Source organism: Herminiimonas contaminans, from assembly GCF_015645465.1.
Classification (GTDB): domain Bacteria; phylum Pseudomonadota; class Gammaproteobacteria; order Burkholderiales; family Burkholderiaceae_D; genus Oxalicibacterium; species Oxalicibacterium contaminans.
This window is the reverse complement of sequence record NZ_JADOEL010000015.1, coordinates 46,726-66,594: the sequence shown is the minus strand read 5'-3', so window position 1 is coordinate 66,594 and position 19,869 is coordinate 46,726. Positions and strand designations below refer to the sequence as shown.

At 60.7% G+C, this 19,869-nt stretch carries 21 protein-coding genes and 1 pseudogene; 7 read left to right on the top strand and 15 right to left on the bottom strand.

Going from position 1 to position 19,869, the window contains the following annotated elements; genetic code table 11:
* Positions 1-91 precede the first annotated feature (91 nt).
* The 3 genes from IXC47_RS15790 to istA are packed head-to-tail and all read right to left on the bottom strand — an operon-like array spanning position 92 to position 2,572.
* Positions 92-307: a hypothetical protein gene (locus IXC47_RS15790; protein WP_195876258.1), complete on the bottom strand. Its 216-nt coding sequence runs from the start codon at positions 305-307 to the stop codon at positions 92-94.
* Positions 304-1,083 (bottom strand): IS21-like element helper ATPase IstB, encoded by a 780-nt coding sequence (gene istB, locus IXC47_RS15785; protein ID WP_195876257.1) that lies wholly within the window; start codon positions 1,081-1,083, stop codon positions 304-306. Before istB ends, IXC47_RS15790 begins: the two co-directional genes overlap by 4 nt.
* Positions 1,064-2,572 carry an IS21 family transposase gene (istA, locus tag IXC47_RS15780; RefSeq protein ID WP_195876256.1) on the bottom strand — a complete coding sequence of 503 codons (1,509 nt, stop codon included), beginning with the start codon at positions 2,570-2,572 and terminating at the stop codon, positions 1,064-1,066. Before istA ends, istB begins: the two co-directional genes overlap by 20 nt.
* Positions 2,573-2,831: 259 nt before the next feature.
* Here istA and IXC47_RS15775 point away from each other — a divergent pair, with 259 nt between their 5' ends.
* Complete coding sequence (locus IXC47_RS15775; protein WP_195876255.1) at positions 2,832-3,068, top strand: hypothetical protein; 237 nt, start codon at positions 2,832-2,834, stop codon at positions 3,066-3,068.
* 275 nt (positions 3,069-3,343) lie between these two features.
* On the opposite strand, the gene IXC47_RS15770 is transcribed toward IXC47_RS15775, so the two are convergent.
* The gene (locus IXC47_RS15770; protein WP_195876254.1) at positions 3,344-3,661 is read right to left on the bottom strand and encodes an SOS response-associated peptidase family protein; all 318 of its coding nucleotides are present in this window, start codon (positions 3,659-3,661) and stop codon (positions 3,344-3,346) included.
* A gap of 92 nt (positions 3,662-3,753) precedes the next feature.
* On the opposite strand from IXC47_RS15770, the gene IXC47_RS15765 reads away from it, so the two are divergent.
* Positions 3,754-4,245 (top strand): hypothetical protein, encoded by a 492-nt coding sequence (locus IXC47_RS15765; RefSeq protein ID WP_195876253.1) that lies wholly within the window; start codon positions 3,754-3,756, stop codon positions 4,243-4,245.
* A 549-nt stretch (positions 4,246-4,794) separates the two neighbouring features.
* The gene (locus IXC47_RS15760; protein WP_195876252.1) at positions 4,795-5,625 is read left to right on the top strand and encodes a hypothetical protein; all 831 of its coding nucleotides are present in this window, start codon (positions 4,795-4,797) and stop codon (positions 5,623-5,625) included.
* Positions 5,626-6,100: 475 nt separating this feature from the next.
* Here IXC47_RS15760 and IXC47_RS15755 read toward each other — a convergent pair whose 3' ends face one another.
* The 4 genes from IXC47_RS15755 to IXC47_RS15740 all read right to left on the bottom strand — a co-directional run bounded on the left by IXC47_RS15755 (position 6,101) and on the right by IXC47_RS15740 (position 10,183).
* Positions 6,101-7,894, bottom strand: coding sequence for a sensor domain-containing phosphodiesterase (locus IXC47_RS15755; RefSeq protein ID WP_195876251.1), 1,794 nt, complete (start codon positions 7,892-7,894; stop codon positions 6,101-6,103).
* A 2-nt stretch (positions 7,895-7,896) separates the two neighbouring features.
* On the bottom strand, positions 7,897-8,154 hold the full coding sequence (locus IXC47_RS15750) for a hypothetical protein (protein WP_195876250.1): 258 nt from the start codon (positions 8,152-8,154) through the stop codon (positions 7,897-7,899).
* Positions 8,155-8,269: 115 nt separating this feature from the next.
* The gene (locus IXC47_RS15745) at positions 8,270-9,433 is read right to left on the bottom strand and encodes a sensor domain-containing diguanylate cyclase (RefSeq protein ID WP_195876249.1); all 1,164 of its coding nucleotides are present in this window, start codon (positions 9,431-9,433) and stop codon (positions 8,270-8,272) included.
* Positions 9,434-9,601: 168 nt separating this feature from the next.
* Complete coding sequence (locus IXC47_RS15740) at positions 9,602-10,183, bottom strand: MarR family winged helix-turn-helix transcriptional regulator (RefSeq protein WP_195876248.1); 582 nt, start codon at positions 10,181-10,183, stop codon at positions 9,602-9,604.
* 204 nt (positions 10,184-10,387) lie between these two features.
* On the opposite strand from IXC47_RS15740, the gene IXC47_RS15735 reads away from it, so the two are divergent.
* Both IXC47_RS15735 and IXC47_RS15730 read left to right on the top strand, forming a co-directional pair.
* The gene (locus IXC47_RS15735) at positions 10,388-10,879 is read left to right on the top strand and encodes a YkgB family protein (protein WP_195876247.1); all 492 of its coding nucleotides are present in this window, start codon (positions 10,388-10,390) and stop codon (positions 10,877-10,879) included.
* A gap of 175 nt (positions 10,880-11,054) precedes the next feature.
* Positions 11,055-11,993 carry a sensor histidine kinase gene (locus IXC47_RS15730; RefSeq protein WP_195876246.1) on the top strand — a complete coding sequence of 313 codons (939 nt, stop codon included), beginning with the start codon at positions 11,055-11,057 and terminating at the stop codon, positions 11,991-11,993.
* Positions 11,994-12,133: 140 nt separating this feature from the next.
* Here the strand turns inward: IXC47_RS15730 and IXC47_RS15725 are convergent, their stop codons facing one another.
* From IXC47_RS15725 to IXC47_RS15700, 7 genes are all read right to left on the bottom strand, one after another.
* Positions 12,134-13,576 (bottom strand): dihydrolipoyl dehydrogenase, encoded by a 1,443-nt coding sequence (locus tag IXC47_RS15725; RefSeq protein ID WP_195876245.1) that lies wholly within the window; start codon positions 13,574-13,576, stop codon positions 12,134-12,136.
* A 263-nt stretch (positions 13,577-13,839) separates the two neighbouring features.
* A complete protein-coding gene (locus IXC47_RS15720; protein ID WP_195876244.1) occupies positions 13,840-14,376 on the bottom strand; it encodes a carboxymuconolactone decarboxylase family protein in 537 nt (178 codons plus the stop codon).
* A 662-nt stretch (positions 14,377-15,038) separates the two neighbouring features.
* On the bottom strand, positions 15,039-15,524 hold the full coding sequence (locus IXC47_RS15715; protein ID WP_230089603.1) for a MarR family winged helix-turn-helix transcriptional regulator: 486 nt from the start codon (positions 15,522-15,524) through the stop codon (positions 15,039-15,041).
* Between the two features lie 117 nt (positions 15,525-15,641).
* Positions 15,642-16,175, bottom strand: a complete 534-nt coding sequence (locus tag IXC47_RS15710) for a MarR family winged helix-turn-helix transcriptional regulator (RefSeq protein WP_230089602.1) — start codon at positions 16,173-16,175, stop codon at positions 15,642-15,644.
* Positions 16,176-16,521: 346 nt separating this feature from the next.
* Entirely contained in the window at positions 16,522-16,812 is a 291-nt protein-coding gene (locus IXC47_RS19415) for a hypothetical protein (RefSeq protein ID WP_230089601.1), read from the bottom strand.
* Complete coding sequence (locus tag IXC47_RS19535; RefSeq protein WP_326838420.1) at positions 16,695-17,036, bottom strand: hypothetical protein; 342 nt, start codon at positions 17,034-17,036, stop codon at positions 16,695-16,697. Before IXC47_RS19535 ends, IXC47_RS19415 begins: the two co-directional genes overlap by 118 nt.
* A 192-nt stretch (positions 17,037-17,228) precedes the next feature.
* Positions 17,229-17,822 (bottom strand): TetR/AcrR family transcriptional regulator, encoded by a 594-nt coding sequence (locus IXC47_RS15700; RefSeq protein ID WP_195876242.1) that lies wholly within the window; start codon positions 17,820-17,822, stop codon positions 17,229-17,231.
* A gap of 76 nt (positions 17,823-17,898) precedes the next feature.
* On the opposite strand from IXC47_RS15700, the gene bdcA reads away from it, so the two are divergent.
* The gene (bdcA, locus tag IXC47_RS15695) at positions 17,899-18,612 is read left to right on the top strand and encodes an SDR family oxidoreductase (protein ID WP_195876241.1); all 714 of its coding nucleotides are present in this window, start codon (positions 17,899-17,901) and stop codon (positions 18,610-18,612) included.
* A 72-nt stretch (positions 18,613-18,684) separates the two neighbouring features.
* Positions 18,685-19,389 (top strand): annotated as a pseudogene (locus IXC47_RS15690) (NADPH-dependent F420 reductase); the annotation flags it as partial.
* Between the last annotated feature and the right edge of the window lie 480 nt (positions 19,390-19,869).

Sequence of the window (19,869 nt, the reverse complement as noted above, 5' to 3'; positions counted from 1 at the left end):
GTGTAAATCCGCCTCCAGATGGCGGCGTATTGCTGTAGAACGACGAAGGGGCCGGTAGGCCCCTTGTGTTTTGATACGAGATGCCGGTTGATCAGAATGGTGGATCGTCGTTGCGCGGCCTGTGGGTGACGCTCTGGCGGTCGGCGCGCATCTGGTCCTGGATCTGGTGCAGGTAATGCGTGTAGATCAGTTCGCGCAATTGGTCCAGCAACTCCACCACGGCGAACGCCTGCTCCGGTGTCCAGTCGGCTGGGATGCCAAACGGCAGAGTGCGATCACGCTCTGACGGGCCATGATGGCGGCTCATGCGCCGACTCCTTCGCGGCCGGCCTTCTTGGCGCCGCGTTGCCGTGCGCGCGCTTCGTTGCGTTCGCGCGCCTCCTTGAGCCTGTACGATTCACCGTCGACGGCGATCACTTCGGCCCTGTGCATCAGCCGGTCGACCAGCGAGACAACGCAGGCGGCGTTGGGAAACACTTCCGACCATTCCGCAAAGGGGCGGTTGGTGGTCACAATCGTGCTGTGGTTCTGGTAGCGCCGACTGACCAACTCGAACAGCAGGTCGGCGTGGCGGTTCGAGTAGGACAGATAGCCGACCTCGTCAATTACCAGGACCTCAGGCTGGGTATAGCGCCGCAGGCGCCGGCGCAGCATTGAATCGCTGTCGAGCGCGGCCAGTTCGCCCAGCATCTGACTGGCCGACGCGAACAGCACCGTATGCCCCTGCACCAAGGCCTGATGTGCCACGTTCATGGCCAGCGTCGATTTGCCCACGCCGTTGGGACCGAGGAACACGACATTGCTGGCGTCCTTCATGAACGACAGCGACATCAGTTCCTCGATGGCGGCGCGCTCGATGCGCCTGGGCCAGGTCCAGTCAAAGTCCGCCAGCGCCCTGAACTTGCCAAGATGGGCGTCGCGCAGGCGGCGCGCCAGCGAGCGGCGGGCGCGCTCGTCCTCCTCCCATTGAATCAGCGGCGCCACCCAGTCGGCCGCACCCACTTCGCCCCAGTGCTCCAGCAGCCCGTTCAGGCGCAGCGCCAGCGCTCGGGCGCGCATGTGCTCAAGATTGTTCTGGATCATCGTCGTCCGCTCCCTTGCCCAGTTGGTCGTAGCTGTCGAGCCGGTGCGGCTGCACCGGCGTGTCCTTGCGTCGCACATGCTCCGGCAGCACCAGGGCCACCGGCGGCGGATTGCCGCGCGCGGTGCGCCGCCGTTCCAGCGCAAGGCGCACCGCGTTCGGGTGCGGCACGCCGGCGCCCAGGGCTTCCCGCACCGCCAGTTCCAGATCGGCGGCGCCGTAGCGATCAAGCAGGCGCAGCATGGCGGCCGACAGCGAACCGATGTTGTCGCCGCGCTCGGCCGCCTGCACCAGCAGTTCCTGGCAGGCCGGCACGGCCCGCGTCAGGCTGTTGACGCCGCGGTGCGCGCGCGCCTGGCGCTTGTGCGCAACGAGCGCGTCGATGTGCTCGGGCTGTTCGATCTGGACCTTGCCGTCATAGCTGCGTGCATGGCTGGCGATCAAGGCGGCACCATCGAACACACGTACCCGTTCAGGGTCGGCGCGTACCGTCAGCATGCGTCGCACATGGGTGTGCGGGATGGAGTAATCGTTCAGGTCGAAGCGCACATACGGCGTCTTGCCAGCCTTCACCCCGAGCACTTCCTCGGTCACATACGGGTTCGCCGGCAAAGGCAACAGGCGCGGCTGCTCGCTTGCCTGGGCGTCGCGCACGCGCAGGCTGCCGTCCTCGGGCCAGGGCCGGTCCGCCGCCTGTTCGCGGCACCAGTGCGCGGCCTGGGCATTGAGCTCGGCCAGGCCGCTGAAGGAGCGGGCGGCAAAGAAGGCATCGCGCACATAGCGGATGGCCCGCTCCACGCGGCCCTTCTCGTTGCCGCGCGCTACTGCCACAGGCCGCGGCTCGAAACGGTAATGCGCCGCACAGGCCAGCAAAGTCGGATGGAAACGGATGGCGTCGCCCTGGCGCTCCAACACCGCGCTCTTGAGATTATCGTACAACAGAACGCGTGGCAGCCCATCCCAAGTTTCGAACGCGCCTACGTGGCCGCGCAGGAAGTTCTCCATGCGGGCGTCGAGGAAGAAGCGCAGGTAGATTGCGCGCGAGTAGGACAGCACCATCACGAAGGCCATCAGTGGCCGGCGCGCTCGGCCGATCTCCAGATGGCCGAAGTGGCCCCAGTCCACCTGGCCCTGTTCGCCGGGCAGCGTGCGCAAGCGCAGGAATGCCTCGGCGGCCGGGCGTGGCCGGTGCAGCGCGATCTGATGGCGGAACTGGCTTGCCGCCCCCGCGTAACCGCGCTCGCGCACCATCGCGTGCAGCCGGCTGGCCGTCAGCGTGGGGAACTTCTCCAAGGTCTGCAAGATGAACGGCAGGTAGGGATCGACCATGGATCGGCGTGCAGGGCCGAGACGCGGCAACCCAGCCTGCGCCAACACGCGCCGCACGGTGTCGCGATGGACGTGCAGTTGCCGGGCGATGGTCCCGCAGCGCCATTTTTCAACGTGGTACAGGCGCACGATGTGCGCTTCCAACTCGTTCTTGATCGTCATAGAGAGGGCCTCCGCAGTCAAACCGACAGACAGGACGCGGACCGCGACGGCGCAACGGGCCGGTGCGCACGAACGGCGGCAGCGGTCGGGCGCAGCAATGGCACAGCGCCATGTCCGTGCCGGCCGCTGCACTGACCGCTACGATGGCGACCGCGACATCCGTCGAGTCCTGCCTCAGTACAACATCGTTGGCAAGGTCGAGTGAACCCTGATGCGTCACTTTTTTGTTGCGGGAGCGGTGGCGGCGTGAGCGCGCTGCATGGACAAAGCGTCCCTGGCGGGATCTCTGGTAGCGCCGTCCGGCCTCGCGCACTTTGGCGCGGCGCACCTGCGCGGCGCAATTGCGGCAGTAGCACTGGCCGCGATCACAGCGGCGGCAAATGAGTACCTGCTTCCTGCAGCAGGCGCACAGGAACAATCGGCCCGTCGATTCCATCGGCGCTCCCAGCGAGACACCGAAGACTCTCGACAGCGCGCGTCAGCCGTGAAATACTAGGCTTTCATGCATTGTGCCGGACACTTGTCCGGGGCGAGGCTGGGGGCGCGGCACTGGTCGACTCGCGAGGTCAATGGAAACCGGTGTCGCGTCCGTTTCTTCGGCAAGAATCCTTTTTTAGCCGATCAGCACTCAGCTGTCTACGACGTTGCGGCGCGGTGCGCTCCTGCACTCGCCCTCCGGGCTCCTTCCGGAGCCCACCGCACCGCGTCTTTCCTCTACAAATTCCAACGAGCACGATCCGAGACCAAACCGTGGCTAAATTGCTACGTCAATCAAACGCCGCCAAATTTAAGCGGATTCTGACCGGCGTTCACACATGCACCTGAGAAGGAGCGCAGCTGGCCCACCGTCTCGGAGCGTGCGTTCATGGTGTCGAACGGGCGCACGCCGACCGGTATGCGTTTTCTTGGAACCATGCCGTAGGTGGCCAGTAGCCCCTCCCGTTGGCCGCCTGCGCTGCGGCGAACGATGGGGGCGGCATAGTCCTTCCATGTTTCAGGCTTCCATCGTTCGACGTCATGCAAGTCGATGAGCGTCCCCATGACGGCATTCAGCAGTTCAGGAGTGGGCGGCTGGAAGTTGACGCACATGGTGGGCTTGGCAAGGAAGTCGAAGTCCAGATGATAGCGCCTTTGCTGCAGCTGTTATACTGTATGTTTATACAGCTATCTGCGAGGTAGAAGTGAAGGTTTGGGTCGCAAGGCGCCGGCACGGGGGCGCGCTGATCGAGGACGCAGTGCCACTTTGGGGGACGCCCGAGCCGCGCGAGCTGCTGGTGCTCGATGTAACCGATCAGGGGCTGCGCAAGCCAGGCAAGGTCGCGAGGCTTTACCCGGTTGGCGTACGCAGGATCACGGCCGAGCTGACGGCGCCCAAGCTGGTCTGGTTCAAGGACTGGCAGTTCGTCCTGAGCGGTGTGGAGTACCTGGTCGGCGAGACGGGACGGAAGGGCGTCGCCCAGTCGTGGATGTGCCGGCTTGCCGTTCCGCTGGGCGTCAATCGGCTGAAGGCCGTGTATATGTTCCACGCAGGCGTGCCGCTGGAGCGTCGCATGCTAGCGGACAGGTTCGCGCGCGGGACCGCAGGGCGTCTGGTGATCAATGGTGCATTCGAACGCGAATTCGGGCGCTACATGACCCGAGCCGGAATCGAAAAACGTCGAGGAGGCCAATAACCACAAGGCGACAGCATAGACTTCGAATGGTTATGCCCCTAAAAATGCCCCTAAAAATGCGAGGAGGATGCGGATTCACTCCCTCGAACATCCTCGGATTTCGGACGATATAAGCTGCCTTGTGCCAGGCATTGAACACGGCGTGCGCGTCACGCCGGATTTCGAGTTGACTGCCGAGCGACGGCTGGCGGCGGAAGGGCGTATAGCCCGCCTCGTCGGGGCTGACGTTGCGCGTCCCTTTGACACGGCACAGCGAATCGACCGGAAAATCCATGAGAAAATCGGAAATGTAAGAGTGTCCTGCCCACTCCAGGCCGATGATAGCACCTTGCGCACCCTGTTCGCAAAACCAGCGCAGCTTGGCCAGGTGGAAACGATAGGGGCTCACCGTCTGGCTCGGCTGCGTGGCGGTTCTGTCTCAGACGGTTCGCAGCCAGATTTCCGCCGCATGCCAGTCGACGGTGTCATGGCCGAAGGCGTGCGACGGCTGCAACGGTATAGCCGAATCGTCGGTGGCGATGCGCGCCGGCGTTGCAGGGATCATTGGGTGTGCCCAACTTGGAGGTCGCCGGGAATGTCGGCGCCGCGCCGGTATGCCAACTGGCGCAACGTTTCCATCGGCAGCCGGTCCTGTTTGAGCGCCGCTTCCAGATCGCTGCAGTGCTCCTTTCAGGTGCGCGTCTCGCCGCGGACTTCGTCGATCGCGTTGAGGGCGTAGGGACAGTGCGCCGCCACTTCGCGCGTCAGCTGGCCGACTTGTTCCGCCAACGGGGCGACCGTGGCGCGCTCTGCTTGCAGTGCCAGGTTGCGATCATGCCGCACCGCTTGCAGTTCGGCGGCCAGGGTCTGGGCTTCCTGCAGCGCCGCACATGGTCCAGAAACCGGGTGCGCCAGAATACCGTTTCGGATCCGGTGTCGGCACCGTTTGCCGCGCGGGGGATCGGCGTTGCACCCGTTTCCGGATGGCTTGTGCCGCCAGCGCCAGTTCGTCGGTCAACAGCGCCTTCTTCAGGGCCAAGTGGCGGCGGAGGGGCATCGGCCCGGCGCACGCACCGCCAGCAGGCGGCGGTAGATGGCCGGGCTGTAGACGTGGCCCGTGGCCGCGTGCACCGCGCGCATGAATTCCCGAACGTAGGGACGGTGGTCGCGCGGGTTCTGCGGGTGGCGTTCGTGCAGCGCGTCGGCCAGCTGCGCCAGTTGGCGCGCTTCGGGATCGGGCATTGCAAAGGCGGGGCGGCTCATGGCGGAACGCTAGCGGAAAACGGTATTCACTGCAGGTACGGTATCAGGGATATTTGGACCTGCAAGAACGGCGACGTTGACTTAGCGCGCATTAAGTCAACGTTCAAACTGAACCTGCCGTGTTCCACGAATCGGTAATTTGCGCCGGACTTGGTCGCATTTATGCGCTCACGTCACAGGCTAATGGCGCCGACATGGCGCAGCGCATACCTCGCAGAGCGGTGTTCCCCCAATGGCGTCCGCGTCTCCTGCAGTCGCATGCATACATGGGCGACATAGTAGACGGAAATCCGATTGCCGCGTCGGCGTTGCTGTTGCCGCAAGCCGGACGCGGGCCGGCAGCGGCCGTCAGCCGGCTACATCGACGGCAGGTCCCAGGCAGCCAGATGTCGAGGCCATGAATGGCTTGCCCCAGCAGACCAAGCGTGCGGCGCGTGGCTTCCGGACCGTCGCTAATTTCGTCGCTATCGTTTATCCGCGCATGGCCAAACTAAAAGAACTGCCGGCCAAATCCGCTGCGCGCCGCCGTGCCACTGGATTTCGGCGTTACTCTGCGGCATGCCGCCTGAAGTCAAATTCCACACGGGCGGAACGGAATAAAACCATTACTATTCTACGCTGCGTTGTTCATCTGCGCGTCCCGATAGCGCAGCGCGTGGAGCAGGAAGTCCGGTGCCGCCAAAGGTTTGGCGAAGTGATAGCCCTGCGCGATGTGACATCCCCACTCGCGGATCAACGCCAGCGCATGCTCGGTCTCCACGCCTTCCGCCACCACTTGGTAGTCAAGCTCCTTGGCCAGTGCGATCAGCGAGCGCACGATGCGCTGGTCGCGCGGGTTGCTGTGCACATTGCGGATCAGCGACTGGTCGACTTTGACCACGGCGGCCGGTACCTTCTGTAAGTAGGCGAAGTTGCTGTAACCGGTTCCGAAGTCGTCCAGCGCGAGGCTCATGCCGAGATCTCGGATGCCGTGCAGCGCCTTAAGGATGCCAGGGCCTTCCATCCAGATCCCCTCGGTGCATTCGATTTCCACGTAGCGCGGATCGACGCCGAACTCCTTGCACAAGGCGTCCAGGCGCTCGACGATGTCCGGCTCCTCGAAATTGAAGGCCGACAGGTTGATGGCGACCTTCACTTGGTGGCCGGCCGAGTGCCACTCGGCGATCTGCTTGATCGCGGTGCGCATCACCCAATGGCTCAAGGGGCCGATCAGCGCGGTCTTTTCGACAAGTGGGATGAACTCCGCTGGCGAAATCGGGCCCAGCTCCGCGTGGTTCCAGCGCAGCAGCGCTTCGGCCGACAGGCAGGCGCCGTTGACCAGATCGTGCTTGGGCTGGTACAGCAAATGGAAGTGGCCGCCAGCGATGCCCTCCGCCACATCGTTCAGCAAACGGAAGGCGCGCTTCTGGTGTTCGTCGTCGGCATTGCTGTAGACGTTCCAGCGCTGTTGGCTGATCAGCGCCTGGTTGACGGCGGATGCGGCTTTGCGCGGCGCATCTTTGGCGGAGCCGGGGCACAAGTCGAACTCGACGATGCCGCAGAAGGTCGACAGGTTCAGCGGCACATTCAGGTTGTGCAGCGGCGCTTGCAGCTCCGGCTCTACGCTGTACAGGTACTGGATGAAGGCCTTGCCGTCGCTGTCGTTGGAGAGGATGGCGAAGCGCGCGTCGGTCAGGTGATACACCTGCGCTCTGCCTGCGAACAGCAGGGTCAGCCGCTCGCCCGCTTCACGCACCATGCCGTCATAGACCGTCGTGCCGAGCACGCGGATGATCTCGAACGCCTTGGTGGCATTCGGCATGTCGATGTCGGCCAGCACGCGGTCCTCGCCGGCGTGGTTTTTGGCCAGCTCGGTGAGATCCCCGATCAGCTGGTACCGGTTCGGCATGCCGCTCACGGCGTCGACGTGGCCGACGGCGCGCCCCAGCATGATGTGCGCCATCACCAGCGAGGCCAGCTTGACCAGCTTGGCCTCTTGGGCGGCGTTCAAGGTGCTTGGCGCGGTGTCGATCAAGCACAGCGCGCCGATGGCGTAGCCTTCGGGGGTCAGCAGCGGCGCGCCGGCATAGAAGCGGATGGCGGCCGGTCCGGTGACCATCGGATTGTCGGCGAAGCGCGGATCCAGCAGCGTGTCCTCGATTATCATCACGCTGGCCTGCTGGATGGTGTAGGTGCAGAAGGTCTCGTCGCGCGGCATGCTGCCCGGCGGGCAGAAGCCCGCCGCCGCCTTGAACCACTGGCGGTCGCTGTCGATCAGCGAGACATAAGAAGCGGCCACGCCGAACATGTCGGCGGCCAGCCGCGCGATGGAATCGAAGTACTCGCTGGCGTTGGCGTTCAAGACCCCGAGTTGCTGGGCCGCCACGACGCGTTCCGACTCCGAATTATTCAGCAGAATTTCCGGCATGATCAGGCTTCCGCACGTGCCGACAGCACACGATCGCCCGCTTGGTTCGCCGCCGTCGAGCTGCGTCGCACCAAGGCGCCCAACTTATCGGTCGTGCGGGTCACCAAGGCGCGGTTGCGCACGCTGCAGATGGTCAAACGAATGGCGATGCTGACGTCGTTTTTGCTGGTTTCCATGCGGTGGCCCTTTAGGTCGCGTAAGCGGTGATCGCCACGTGTTTGGCTGGTGAGGATTCTTTGCTGATCTATAAACGGGTTCAAGATTCATTCAATGCAGTTTCCAAATGGAAACTATATGATTGCCGATTATACCAAACTTTACAACCACGAGAAAAGAACGCAGATTGTCGTCAAGAACCAACTCTCCTGCGTGGAGTCATGCAACGACGACCTTGTTGCGACCATCCCGTTTTGCCGCATACATGGCCTTGTCGGCCAATGCAAGCAATTGCTTGCCGTCCGGAGTCGCGATGCCAGTACTTGCAACACCCAGGCTAGCAGTGACGGCCAGCGTTTGTCCCGAGTGCTCGATTCTAAGATCATGTATGTTTCGGCGCAGCGTCTCAGCAAACGAGAACGCGCCCTCGATCGAAGTCTGCGGCAAAAGAATGCACAGCTCCTCGCCGCCATAGCGGGCGGCTATATCGAGCGCGCGCTTGGTAGTGCCGATAAGGTTCCCGATTGCGCGCAAGACAGCATCGCCAGCTTGGTGTCCGTGATTGTCGTTAACCGCTTTGAAGTGGTCGAGATCAATAAGCACCAGTGACAAGGGACTCGCGTACCGCCGGGAACGCTCGATTTCGATATCAAGTCTTTCAAACAGCGCCCGCCGGTTAAGCAGTCCGGTGAGTACGTCCGTCGAGGCGATATGTTCGAGCCGTTCCATCGAGTCGGTAAGCAATCGCTCGTGGGACCGAAGCTCGATCAACGCCATTGCCTGCTTCGCCAAGCCAAGCAGCAGGTATTTTTGACGATCTGTAAGCTGCCGGGGACGCCGATCCAGAACACAAAGGGTGCCGATTGAATAGCCGTCATGGGTTACCAGGTTTGCCCCCACGTACATTTGAATGCCCAACTCTCCGGTCACAATTTCCAGCGAGGCGGTTCGCCCATCTTGCGTTGTATCTGGGATATCAACCAGACCCTCCTTGAGAATCACCCATGAACAGCAGTTCTGGTTGCGAGGGCTCTCGCAAGGTATTATTCCTACGGCGGATTTAACCCATACCCTGTCCTCGTCCACCAAAGTGACCAATGCAAACGGCGCATCGCACACGTCTGCCGCCACCTCTGCGAGAAATTTGAAAGCGTCATCTTCCGGCGAATCCAGTATTAAATACCTGCGAAGAGCAGCTAACCGAGCAGATTCGTTGTGGGGTCGGGGAATGGAAGTGCAAGCTTCCGGGATTTCTCCCCGGCTGTGCCCCTCAAGTAAATCGTCGCATTCGGTTGAATGTAAATTTGTATTTCCGTTAATATTTTCACACGAGGCGTTGCGCAGATCTGCTGAGTCGCGAATTGCGTGGGTGTCACTGGACAAAGCACTGCTCCTTAACTTTTTATGGGCGACTATTGCCGTCCCGCAGGAAAAACGCGTCGCCAATGATGGCACACAAGGCTGTAACTTTCATCAAGAAAGCCCGGGGCAGGGATGCCCGAACCTCGTGGAAGTGCAAAAGCGTACCGTTGGCTCATAATGTAACAGAATTCAGGTCGGATTTTGCTCCTTAGAAATAGCGCTTGCGGGTCGAGCCAGGCTACCTGATTTGGCTTGCGGACCACTCGCGTCAAATTGATCCATCGGACAAGCGGAACACGCGTGCTGATCGCAGAAGCGGCAGACGCTCAATGCTGACGTGGCGTCGCAGGGCAGGCTGGCGAGCATTTTCTCAACGAGCTGTTCCAGGACCGGATAGTCCGAAGGGGCTATGTGGCCAAGCACGGCGCAAATGGCGGCACGGCGGCCCTCGAGCACCGCTGCACGCTCGGTTTCGCCCGCCGGCGTCAGGTGCAGAGCCAACGCCCGGCGATCGATCAAGGCAGACTTGCGTTCTGCGAGGCCCGCAGAGACCAGCCGGTCCACAACCCGTACCGTGCCGGGGTGGCTGAGTTTCAGTACCCGCCCTAGTTGATCGATCGACAGGCCGGCCTTGTGGCCGATGACGACCAAGGCGGCTGCCGCCTCACCACCCAAGTTGGTCTGTTCAGCCGCGGCCACCCGAATGCGGTCCGAGATGCCGGTAGCCAGGGCGCCCAGCAGGTTGGCCAGGCGCGTGTGATTGTCATTCATTTGTTCTTGCTCCTAGATCGGAAAAGCTCTATTATATGCATGCCGCATAAATATATTTGGGATTTTTATGTTAAACGCGTTACATTTTATCAAACCCGAGCATTTGGACAAGAACGGCCCCGAAACGGCAGAAGCGTTTTGGATTTTCGATATCGCCGCCTTCGCCGAAGGCGGGCCTACCACTTCTTACCTCAGGAGCTACCCATGAAAACCAACGATACGCTTGCCATGACGCCGCACAAAGAGTTTGCCCTTAGCAACACTGCCTTGCTGCAGTGGTCCCTGTTTGTTGTCTTTTTATGGTTCGGTTCGATGAAGTTCACCAACTACGAAGCGGAAGGCATCGCGCCATTTATCGCCAATAGTCCAATCATGGCTTGGCTGCACAGTCTGTTTGGTGTGCGCGGGGCCAGCGGCGTCATCGGCGCGATTGAACTGGCCACTGCTGCCGCGTTGGCCACCGGCGCCTTCAACCGCGTGGCCCTGGTGCTGGGAGCTGCAATGTCGTGTGCTACCTACGCTCTGACGCTGACGTTCTTCATTAGCACTCCCGGAGTGGCGGAGCCGACTGCGGGCGGATTCCCGGCGATTTCCGCGCCGATAGGTCAATTCCTGCTGAAGGATCTCGTGTTGCTTGCCGCCTCCAGCGTGCTGTTGCGAACCGCACTGACAAGCTGGAAAGCCGCACGGCACTGATCCCGGGGCCGTTGCCGGGCGACTGCTGTTGCCGTCCGGCTCGGTCAGGGGGTGTTTGCCGAACGGGGCCCCCCCGCCTTGTGCCGATGGACATCGGCAGCGCAGTGCGCTCAATGGCGGCGTTGTGCCGCCACGGCGTGGACTTGCGGAAAACGTCATCTAGTCGAGGTATGCCATGCAAACAAATAAGTTGAGCCGGTCAGAGCTAGTCGAAGAAAACACGCGTCTTGAGCAAAGCTACATGCGGCTTCGCACGGACAACGAGCGCTACCTCGCCGATGCGGTGCAACTTCGCCGCAGTAACGCTCAACTGAATCAATCCCTGGCGGCTCTTCGGCAGATGCAATCCGAGCTAGTGATCATGAAGAAAAACATAGCGCTGGGTTGCCTGGTAGCGGGTGTATCGCACGAGCTCAACACACCGGTCGGCAATTGCCTGCTGGCGGCCAGTACCGTACTGCATCAGCTCGATGAACTGCGGGATAGGTCGCTGCGGGGAATTTCCCGAAGTGAGATGACAAGCTTTATTGAAGCGCTACGCACCGGCGCGGAAATCTTGATGCGAAATCTAGGTGCGGCGGCCAAGTTGGTAACTGATTTCAAGCAAATCAGCGCTGATCGTTCCAGCTTTCGCGCGTGCAGGTTCGATTTGCGCGACGTCATTGAAGCCGCCATATCCTCCAAGAGGACAAGAAAATTCAACTACCGGTTCCAGAACCGGGTGCCCCAGTCAATGACACTCAACGGACATGCTGGCGCTTTAAACGACGTGGTATCCGAGTTGATTGATAACGCGCTGCGCCATGGTTTTCGAGATCGCCAAGAGGGCACGATCATCATCGCCGCCAGAACGAAGCCCCATGTCATCGAACTCACCGTCGAAGACGATGGCTGTGGGATTCGCCCCGAGCATCTGGAGCAAATCTTCGACCCCTTCTTTACCACGACGCTTGGCCAGGGCAGCAGCGGACTCGGCTTGCATGCTGCGTACAACCTCGTTTCTGTCGCCTTGCAAGGGAGGATCCGCGTTAGCAGTGTTCCTGCGGTAGGTACCCGGTTTACCATGGTTATGCCCTCGGACATAGGCGGCACCGGACCACTGGCGCCTGTCTGATACGGGTCCCGCATGCCGATAGACTTGCGGGCCTCAGGAAGCAAATGCAGCACCCACTTGCTGTACGGTGCTGCCCTGGCGAGTAACTGCCCTCCGGTCATAACGGGACGACTTTTCCATCTTTGACTTCACAACGCAGATCAGGGCGCTGGTGTGCAATCTACGCAAGGATCATCGTGTATCGACTCGTTGGCGAGGCGGTGCGCCAAGTCGCGCAATGCGGTGCGCACGCCTTCTTCAACCACCGGATGATAGAAGGGCATGTCGAGCATGGCATCCACCGTCATACGGGCCTGTACCGCCCAAGCCAGCAAATGGCCGATGTGTTCCGCACGTGGCCCAATCATCTCGGCGCCGAGGAAGCGGCCGCTGTTAAATTCCGCGTAGACCCGCAGCATGCCGCTGTTTTGCAGCATCACGCGGCTGCGGCCCTGATTCTCGAACGACACTTTGCCGACGGCGAAACGGCCGGCGTGTGTGACGCACAACTCGGCGAAACTTGCGCCGGCGGTCGCGATCTGCGGATCGGTGAAGGCGATTGCCAGCGACGTGCGGCGTAGGCCCGGACGGACCAAGGGCCAGCGCGCCGCGTTGTCGCCGGCGATGCGGCCTTGATCGGCAGCCTCCGACAGCAACGGAATCTCGTCGTTGGCGTCGCCGGCGATGAAAATGGCGGAGGTACCACATTGCATCGTCAGCATGTCGTACAGAGGGATGCCGTGATGGTCGCGCTCCAGGCCGGTGTGCTCCAGCCCCAGTTTGTCGACGTTCGGACGACGGCCGATGGCCGACAGCAGATAGCTGAAATGCTCGGTCTGGCGGTTGCCGTTGGCGTCCTCGCTGGTGATGGCGAGTCCGTCGCCCTTCGGCTCGACCTTGACCAGCTTGGTTCTGAAGCGCATGTCCAACTCGTCGCTCATGCCGCTGCGGGCCAAGTCCAGCACTTCTGGATCGCTCAACTGCGCCACGCTGGCGCCACGCCCGAATACGGTCACGCGCACGCCGAGTCGGTGCAGCGCTTGTCCCAGCTCCAACCCGATTACGCCGGTGCCGGCGACGGCCACCGATTCCGGCAGATCGTCCCAATAAAACACGTCGTCGCTGGTGATCACGCGCGGACCGGCCGCCCCCCAATCATCCGGCACGATCGGCGTGGAACCGGTGGCGATTACGAAGCGCTCCGCATCGACCAGCGTGTGGTCGCCGATTTGCAGCCGGGTAGGGCTGAGGAAGCGCGCGTGGCCGTGCAGCTTGTCCTCGGCGGGAAACGCGTCGACGCCTTCGACCACGAACCCGACAAATCGGTCCCGTTCGTTTCGCACGCGCGCCATCACCGCCTTGCCGTCGATGCGAACCGCGCCGGGGTGCACGCCAAACGTCGGCGCCGCCTGGAGCATGTGCGCCGCGTCCGCAGCGGAAATGAGCAGCTTGCTCGGCATGCAGCCGACGCGGGCGCATGTGGTGCCATAGACATTGCTTTCGATCAGCAGGGTCTGCTTACCGTCCGCCTTGGCGGCGCGATAGCCGGTCATTCCGGCGGTGCCTGCGCCGATGACGGCGACTTCAGTGCGTATAGTCTTCATGGATGGCAGTCTGCTCCGATTGAAAAGTGGTACTAGCGGCTTCTACTTTGAAGAACAACACTTGAGGGTAACAGCGGGAACCTATGCTGCGCCCGCCAGGATGCGGGTCACGGATTCCCGCCTACGTGGCGGTCCGCCGATGCGGAATGACAGTTTTTCGATGGGCCCGTTAGCTGCAGATCACCTGCTGTGATTGGGAGCTACGGGGATGCCATGGCGGGTGTTTCGTGAATGTACGGAAAAGGGGAAACGGCGTTGTCAACTCACGCGAGAGGCGGGGCGGCAGGAAAGTCGACGGGAATCTTGGTGGACGAATGCAGGTAATTGGTTACCGTCTTGTCGCCGATCGCAATGATGGTATCGACTAGGTTTTCCTTGGTCCAGCCTGCGGCAAAGAATGCATCGAGCAAGTCTTGATCCACGTGACCGCGGCTTTGCGTGATGCCCTTGGCCAGGCGCGCGAGCGCGTCGAGTTTGCTATCGAAATTGGCGTAGCCTTGGCGGATTTCGATGAGGTCCGCGTCGCTGAAGCCACTCATTTTGCCGACCATTGTGTGCGCGGCAAGGCAGTACGCACACTCGTTCACTTGGCTGACGACGAGATTGACAACTTCTTTTGCTTTGCCTGTGAGACTGCTTTTGGCACCTTGCAATGCCACGTAGGTCGCAAGCGCGTTCTCAGAGTGGGCCATTGTGGCTAGCAGGTTGGGGACCATACCAAAGCCTTTTTTGAGGTTGTCGAAAATGGCTTGGTTGTTTGCACTGACTTCTTCGCGGCTGGGAACGTTGATGGTGGTCATTCTGAACTCCTTGGTGTGGTTGAAAAACAGTGGGCGACGTGACTGACGCTCACTTTGACTGATTCCGTTTGCGCCCACGATACGCGTCATCTGATGAGTTAAGTCGTTAGTTGACTTGTAGTTTTTTCACTTGGCCGGCAACTTGTGCACTACATAATTATATGTCTCGATTATATAACATGCCTGGCACTACTGCTATCGAAATTTATCCTCGTGACCAGAGAGGCATAACCGGACCTGTGAATCTGTAGTCGGCGCCGCGTCCTCAAGCGGGCGGCAGGCGAAAGAATCGCTCGTGTCGACGGCCAGAAGGCGGCTGCAACGTCGGAAACTTGCTTCGCCTCGCAGGCGAGTCCATGGGCTCAGAAAGGTGCTTCGGACGGCCGCGACGCGGTCCGGGAACTGCTGTTCCTACGCGGGAATGGACGGATCACCGGCCGCAAGGGCGGTATCGCCGAACCAGAGCCCGGACCAGAGCGCTGCCACCGCGTAGCTGGCCGTAGCAAGCCGGTCTGGAGGCGGAAAGCCGACGCCCGGCAGCGAGGGTAAGATTACGCCGAAGCTGCTGGGAACGCCGTTCCTTGCGAACCCCGTTGCCGCGCTCCGGCATAGTGGCGCAAGCGGCGGGCAACCGGTTTTGGAAAGTAAATCAAAGGCGAGCGCTATGCAGCGCTTGCGCACTGCCTGGATTTAAGCTCGGCGTCGACTGGACAATCCGGACAGCTGCTGATGTCGCACAAGCGGCAGACCCGAACGGAATGGTCCTCGTCGCGCACCGCCGCCCGCAGCATGCGCTCGGCCAGTTGTCCCAGCATTTGCTGTTCATCTTTTGTTAGAGCGGCGAATCCGCGCTCCAACACACTGTCGCGTGCCTGAAGGACAGACGAGCTGGCTTTTTCGCCGGCTTCAGTCAGGTACAAGGCACGCGTGCGGCCATCGGTGGCATGCGTTCGCCGTTCGATCAGGCCTTCCGATTCAAGGCGGTCGACCAGCCGGACAGCGCCGGCGTGGGTGAGCGCCACCGATTCGGCCAAGGTGCGGATCGAGAGTCCCGGGCGGTGCCCGATCAGGGCCAGCGCGGATCCGGCCGGGCCGGCTTCCGGGGCATGGAGGGTCGTGTCATGGAGTATCTCATCCGCCAGCGCCAAGCTGACAGCTCCAAACACGTTTCTTGCTTGCATAAGATTCATAAATTAAAAATAACTGGTTGGCAGTAGAGCAATAGCCGTGGTGGCGAAACTTCGATCATACGCTCCCCGCACCAACTACGTGCAGCAAGATTTCTGGTGCACCGGACACCGCTCCTGGGGGCATACTCGTTCATCGCACAGGCGGCAGGTGTGCATGGCATCCAGCGAGCCCTGCGTCATATGTCCAAGCAGCGTTTCCGCAATCCCGTCCAGCTGTGCGCGCTGTTGCGGTCCGAGCATGTCGATTAACTCCGCCAATGCGTGATTGCGTGCCTGCACGACGTTGCGCGTTCGCTCGCGCCCGGCCTGGGTTAAGTAAATGGCAACGGCGCGTTTGTCCAGTCCCGGCCGGACCTCGACGAAACCGGCCTCGGAGAGCTTGTCCAGCAGGCGCACGGTTGCAGAGTGCGACAGTTGCAGCGCGGCGCCCAACTGTCCATTGGTGCAGCCTTCGGCATAGCCGATCACATTCAGTGCGGATGCCGACGTGTCGTTCTGGCGTGAGTGCTCCTTCAGTTCGGCTACCAGGCGATCGGTGATGGCCAAGCTCAGCGCGCCCAGCAGGTTTGCCGTCCGCAAACGTGCATCCATAAAAAAAATCTTTGACATGGCGAAGCTCCTCAAAGTATGTGTATTATGCACTTATTTGAGGATGGATGGAACAATGACTCTTAAGACATCTGTTCCGCCGGCACCCGGACCAAACGTTGCAGCCGCTATGATAGCAGCCCATTCCTTCAGCCCGATCGTCTAGTTGTAGCGGCCTGCAATCCAAAACGCTCCGACCAGCATTCAGCGGCTTTTTCGACCAGAGATAATTGCTTCCAGCGCGTACAGCAAACCAGAGTTAGTTGCGAATGAACCTGCAATCATCCGGCTGGACCGGCATTCCATCGACGTGGACCGACAATAATTGTGAGTGACCGGGCGACGCAGATAGTCCGTGATGCGGGCGCTAAATGGGCAAGCCCGCAGCCAGCATGCGCTCACGGATCTCGGCCGTGCGCTTCGGTTCGAGCTGGTTGCTAAACATAGCCCGTATCTCGGCCGCTTTGGCGTCGAACTGAACCTGCAGCGGCGTGCGTAGCTTGGTGGCCAGCATGTTGATCGCTTCAGCTGTAAAAATATCTATTGGTTCGACCTTGCCGCCGGTGCTGGCGGCAAGCAGCCAATGGATGTAGTCGCGCTGGCTACCGGCAATGCCATCCAGCTTGAATACATCGGTACGGTAGCCGATTTCCTCCATCGTCGGGCGGCGGAATCATTGCGCAGCTTCGGGTGGCCGGCCAGGATCACTGAAAGCCGGCCGCCGACGTCCTCCACGACCTCCATCAAGCGCTTGAGGCCGATAAGCGTGTGGCCGTTCAAGTCGTGCGCTTCGTCGATGAACAGTGCTACCGGCCGCTTGCCCTTTTTTACAATTTCCTGCAACTCGCGCTCACGGCGCTCTCCCTGTTTCGGGATCTGCACCTGCTTATCCTGCGACAGGTCGTAGTAGAGTGCCGCGATCAAGGTCGCCAGCTTGATGCTGTGCTTTTCCACAGAAATCGATTTGGCGAGGTCAGTGAGGACGAGCTGGGCATGTCGCGCCAATTCCTGCTTCGAGATGCGGTCCCTAATCTTCGGGAGCGGATGGGCAGCCGACGCTACCGTGGTTTGGCGTCATTTCGGCAGCGCTTGTTCCAGCGCCACGCCTGCAAGATGGGCCGTTGCAAGCAGGCGCTCCACGTTGTGTCCGTTGCGAGACTGCGCGGAGAGACCTGTCATTGTCACGCTGACAAAATCGGTCAGTTGTTCGGCTTTGTCGGGATAGCGCTCCGCGATATAGCTTCGTATCGCTGCCTCGGCCGCAGTGTACGCGCCACGGGCCGCACAAAGCGCCTCCGCGTCCTTGGTATGAATACCTTCAAGCACGAGACAGCCAGCGGCCGCCGGATTGGCGCCGTACCGGCGCGCCGCCTCATCAAGCACAGCGCTCAGACACGCCGCAACAGGGCGATCCGGAAGAAGCAGGGTCTCCAGCGGAATCGCGTTGGTGCGGCCGTAACGCGCGAGAATAAGCGCGTACAGGCCTGCTTTACTGCCAAATGCGGCGTAAAAACTGGGCGGATTGATGCCAAGGACCTGCGTAATATCTGTGATGCCGACTGCGTCGTAGCCGTGAGCGTGAAAAAGATGCTGGGTGATGGCAATCGCTTGGTCGATATCGAAGGTGCGCGGACGTCCCCGCGGCTTGGAAATATTTGTAGTCGACATTACATAATCCTTGACGAAAAATTTCAGCTGCATATATTATGTAGTTCATCTTACATTAATAGCCAAGGAATGTCTCATGTCTTCGTTTCAAGGAAAGTCTGTATTAGTTCTCGGTGGTAGCCGTGGCATCGGTGCTGCGATCGTCCGCCGCTTTGCGGCAGAGGGTGCGGTTGTTACGTTCACGTATGGCCAGTCCGGTCAAGCCGCGCATGAACTGGCAGCGGCTACGGGTAGCAAGGCCGTCATGACGGATAGTGCCGACCGGGATGCCGTAATCGCGCAAGTGCGCGCGAGTGGACCGCTGAACATTCTCGTGGTGAACGCCGGCATCGGAATTTTCGGCGATGCGCTCGATCAGGACCCGGACGCAATCGACAGGCTCTTCCGCATCAACGTGCATGCGCCATATCACGCCGCGGTGGAAGCGGCGCGACAGATGCCTGAGGGTGGACGCATTATCGTGATCGGGTCGGTCAATGGCGACAGGATGCCTGTCGCAGGCATGGCCTCCTATGCACTCAGCAAGTCCGCCTTGCAAGGGTTGGCGCGAGGGCTTGCGCGCGACTTCGGTCCGCGTGGCATCACGATCAATGTCGTGCAGCCCGGCCCAATCGATACCGATGCGAACCCTGCAGACGGGCCGATGAAAGACCTCATGCATAGCTTCATGGCCATCAAGCGTTTCGGGCGGCCGGAAGAGGTAGCAGGCATGGTGGCCTGGCTTGCCGGACCGGAGGCTGGGTTCGTCACCGGGGCAATGCACACAATAGACGGCGCGTTCGGCGCCTGATTATCGTCGCCGTCTCTCGTCTCCGAGTGTCGGCCTTTCGGCCAAAAGTCTGAAAACAGGAGAACAAGATATGTTCGCAAGCAAAATATCGATGACAAAAGCGTCACGCTACAGGCATTTATCATGATGACGATAGGCATTATCGGTGCCGGCGAGGTCGGTAGCCAGATCGCGCGGGCGGCCATCGCCAGCGGCTATTCGGTGGTGATCGCCAACTCCCGCGGTCCGGAGACGTTGGCCAGCCTGATCGCTGAACTTGGACCACTGGCACATGCCGGGACAGCCGCCGAGGCTGCAGATGCAGGCGATTTCGTTGTGATTGCCGTGCCGCTGAAACTGACAAATGACATGCCGGTAAAACAACTGGCAGGGAAAGTCGTAATTGATACGAACAACTACATGGCTTGGCGTGACGGCAATTTTCCGATTGTCGATTCCGGTATGAAAACGGTTCACGAACTTCGCCAGGAACAGTTACCGACCTCAATGGTGGTGAAAGCGTTCACGCATATCCAAGCGCCTCGACTGTTTCTTCTAGCAAAGCCTCCAGGTACACCGGGCCGGCACGCTTTATCCGTATCGAGCAATTTTCCGCATGCTGTGGAGCTTGTCACACGGCTGTATGACCAGTTTGGCTTCGACACGGTCGATAACAGCCCTCTCATTGAATCGTGGAGAAGCGGCCCTGGTCAACCGGCATGGGTCGCGCACGAGCACCAGACAATGGCTGATTTGGCGGCAAATCTGGCAAATGCCCGGCGCACTATCCCGGTATAAACCTGCTTGCAGCGGCCCGGAGACGACGTCGCGCGTTCGAATTACCGGGTACGCCTTGCCGTAATGTGTATCGTCGAGCAGGGTCTGGCCCGCAACCTGGTCCGAGCGTTTTCGACTGCAAGCCGCTACATCTAGTCGCAGTCTGGCTGCAGCCTACGCATTGACCGTGACACCGTCTTTCCTGCTTTCCACTCCGAGCCTGTCACCGTTGGCCCCATGGGCTGTTGGCGTAGCCTTGGGCGCGGACCGGATGGTGGCTGGCTGGCAGGAATTTATAAGACTCACGCATATAATTGCGGTATAGTACGGCAATTCGACCTTTGGAGAATCTTGCCCTGTACCATGAAAGGAAGTGAATTGGCTCCAGAAAAAGTTCTTTGCAGTACCTCAGTCGTTGCCAGCGGCGGTCGCGACCTTCAATTCGTCTATGCAGAAGCCTAGGAGTGGGGCCGGAAGCGGCAGAGCTGACGCATACGGGCG